General features: G+C 69.1%; 3 protein-coding genes. 1 reads left to right on the top strand and 2 read right to left on the bottom strand.

Features of this window, described 5'->3' with window-relative positions; genetic code table 11:
• Positions 1-126: 126 nt before the first annotated feature.
• Both ACFWY9_RS26535 and ACFWY9_RS26530 read right to left on the bottom strand, forming a co-directional pair.
• Entirely contained in the window at positions 127-807 is a 681-nt protein-coding gene (locus tag ACFWY9_RS26535) for a DUF4232 domain-containing protein (protein WP_378324298.1), read from the bottom strand.
• A 194-nt stretch (positions 808-1001) separates the two neighbouring features.
• Positions 1002-1703 (bottom strand): creatininase family protein, encoded by a 702-nt coding sequence (locus ACFWY9_RS26530; protein ID WP_378324299.1) that lies wholly within the window; start codon positions 1701-1703, stop codon positions 1002-1004.
• Positions 1704-1777: 74 nt separating this feature from the next.
• Here ACFWY9_RS26530 and ACFWY9_RS26525 point away from each other — a divergent pair, with 74 nt between their 5' ends.
• Positions 1778-2563 (top strand): inositol monophosphatase family protein, encoded by a 786-nt coding sequence (locus tag ACFWY9_RS26525; RefSeq protein WP_378340188.1) that lies wholly within the window; start codon positions 1778-1780, stop codon positions 2561-2563.
• Positions 2564-2802: the final 239 nt, after the last annotated feature.

The raw sequence follows: 2802 nt of genomic DNA, 5'->3' as shown, positions 1-2802 counted from the left end.
TCCCCACTCGTGTCCCCTCACACATCCCGCCTCCCCGGGGTGGTATTTCGGCCGCCAGCGCGACTGGGGTGGGTTTTTTGGGGGCCCCGGGGCATTTTCGCAGTTCGTTTCGGTGTGTTCTCTTCGCTACTTGGGGGTGCTGGGCTGGACCGGGGCGATGTAGGTGCCGGGGTGGGTGGCGCCGTCCTGCTTGGCAAGGCCCACGCTGTCGACCCAGGGCAGGGTCTGGGTGTTGGTGGTGTTGGGCGGGGTCACGGCCATGCTGGTGACGTTCCAGCCGGTGCCGCCGTCGGCGCCGTCACCGGTGACAGGGGCGGAGGTGGAGTAGGTGAGATCGGCGGTGGCGTATTCGCCGGAGGCGAGCAGGACCGGCATGACGGCCGCGTTGGTGCGAGCCAGGTCCCAGCTGGTGCCGTCGGCACCGTCGAGGCGGACGCCGGGGAAGCCGCGCACCACGCAGGGCACCGCGCTCTGGTTGGTCAGCTTGAGCTGGAACCGCATCTGCGTGGTGGTGCCGGGGACCAGATCCGGCGCCGTCGACGTCACCTTCAGGTTCGAGCAGTTCGGGTGGCCGCCGGCGTTGGCGACGCCGGTGCCGTCGGCGACCGGGGCGCCCTTCGCGCCCGTGCCCTGGAGGGCTCCGCCGTTGGGGGCCGCGCCGATCCCGCCGCCGACGCCGCCGGAGCCCTGCGGAGCAGGCGCCGCGTTGCCCGCCTGGCCGGTCGAGCAGGCCCCCAGCGCACCCACCGCCGCCACCGCGGCGATCGCCATTCCGCCGCGCCGGATGATCTTCGCGTTGATACCCATTTCAGTCCCCTTGAATAGTGCCTGTGTATTTGCGGAGCGTTTTTCGAAGTCACCAGCAAAGATGTTCGAGGGGGCGATTAGGTGCTGTCGTTGTGATCTGGATCACCGTAAAGCAACGACGTTATCGGTAAATGTCCGTGGATTGTTTACGCAGGTCGACGGCCTATCTGGCGCTAGTATTGCCTGTTTGTGCGTCAGCGAATGACCGAAAGACAGTCCGCGAACGACGCCACGAGGCTCGCGATGACGGCACGTCCCTTCTCCGCCGACGCGAGAGAGGGACGCCCGGCCACGCCCGATTCGGTGTAGTGCGCGAGTCCGGTGGTGAGCAGGTGGCGGCGGTCGCCGGTGACCACGTCGGCGGTGGCGTAGCCCGCGCGGACCAGATCCGGATGGGCGTGCAGCAGCACCGAGGTCTCCAGCTCGCCCGCGTGCATGTCCTCGTCGATCGAGCTTTCCAGCCCGCCGTCCGCGCGCGCCGCCTGCCAGTCCTCCGGCATCGGGAACAGGGCGAGGGAGCCGCGGGCTTCCTGGACCACATTGGACAGTACGTAGTTGCCGCCGTGCCCGTTGATGAGGACGAGCCTGCCGACCCCGGATCGCCGCAGCGAGTCCGCGATGTCTCCGACGACCGAGTAGAGCGTCTTCGCCGAGATGCTCACCGTCCCCGGCCAGGTCGCGTGCTCGTGGGAGCACGAGATCGTGATCGGCGGCAGCTGGAGCACGGGGTAGGACTCGGCGATGGCCTGCGTGATCGTCACGGCGATCGCGGTGTCGGTGGCCAGCGGCAGGAATTCGCCGTGCTGCTCGAAGCTGCCGACCGGGAGCACGGCGACCGTCGCGCCGCGATCCCGTTCGTCGACGGTGGTGCTCCGCGGGAGGAAGTGCGTGGTCATGGGCTCGCCTTCTCGTCGTCGGCCGGGCGTCGATTATTGATCGGCGGCGGGGGCGGCGGCTACCGTGAGCACCGATGAACGACTACGCGCAGTTGCTGCCGATCGCCCGCGCGGCGATGTCCACCGCCCGGGAGATCGTGCTCTCGCGTGGCTCGTTTTCGGTGGCCGCCAAGGGAGATCGGGACATGGTCACCGACGTCGACCTCGCCGTCGAGGACGCGGTGCGTGGCCTGCTGGGCAAGGAAACCCCGGAGATTCCCGTGGTGGGCGAGGAACGCGGTGGCCGGGCCGCCGGCGGGCTGTGGTGGACGCTCGATCCGGTCGACGGCACCGCCAACTTCGCCCGCGGCATCCCGCTCTGCGCCGTGTCGCTCGCCCTCGTCGACGGCTCCCGCAGCGTGCTCGCCGCGATTTCGGCGCCGTTCCTCGACGTCGAATACTCCGCAGTGGACGGTCACGGTGCCTGGGCAGGGGAGCAACGGCTGCGCTGCTCGGAGGTCACCGACATCGCCGACGCGGTGATCTCGCTCGGCGACTTCGCACTCGAGGAGCACGAGAGCGATCGCAACCGGGTGCGGCTCGGCCTGCTGCGCGACCTCGGCGCCCGCGCGCAGCGGGTCCGCATGATCGGCACCTCGGCGATCGATCTGGCGTGGGTGGCGCACGGCAAGCTCGACGGCACCATCAACCTGTCCAACCATCCGTGGGACACGATGGCGGGGGTGCTGCTGGTCCGGGAAGCCGGTGGTGTCGTTCTCGATGAAGACGGCACCGGGCACTCGGCGGATTCTGCGGTGACCATCGCGCTCAGCCCCGGGGTGCGTGACGAGATCATGGCTACGCTGCGCCGGAACTCCTGACCTGCCGCTTCCCGTTTCGCGGTGGCTCATACGCCACATTGAGGTTTTCTCGGTAGGTGCGGGGGTGCGGTTTTGCTGGTGGGTGCTTTCCCGGGGGCTTGGTGGTGTGGTGAAGGGGGTCCTTCGCGGTGTTGAGCGCTGTGAAGGGGGCCTTCATGGCATGCGGTGGGTTCGGGGTGTGTGTCGGGGAGCCCCCCGGCGGGGCCGATCAAGAAGGGCCCCCGGCCGGAGGGCAAAAC

It is taken from the genome of Amycolatopsis sp. NPDC059027 (genome assembly GCF_042739735.1).
GTDB lineage: Bacteria > Actinomycetota > Actinomycetes > Mycobacteriales > Pseudonocardiaceae > Amycolatopsis.
The sequence above is the reverse complement of the archived record's forward strand: the minus strand, read 5'-3'. Positions and strand labels throughout refer to the sequence as shown.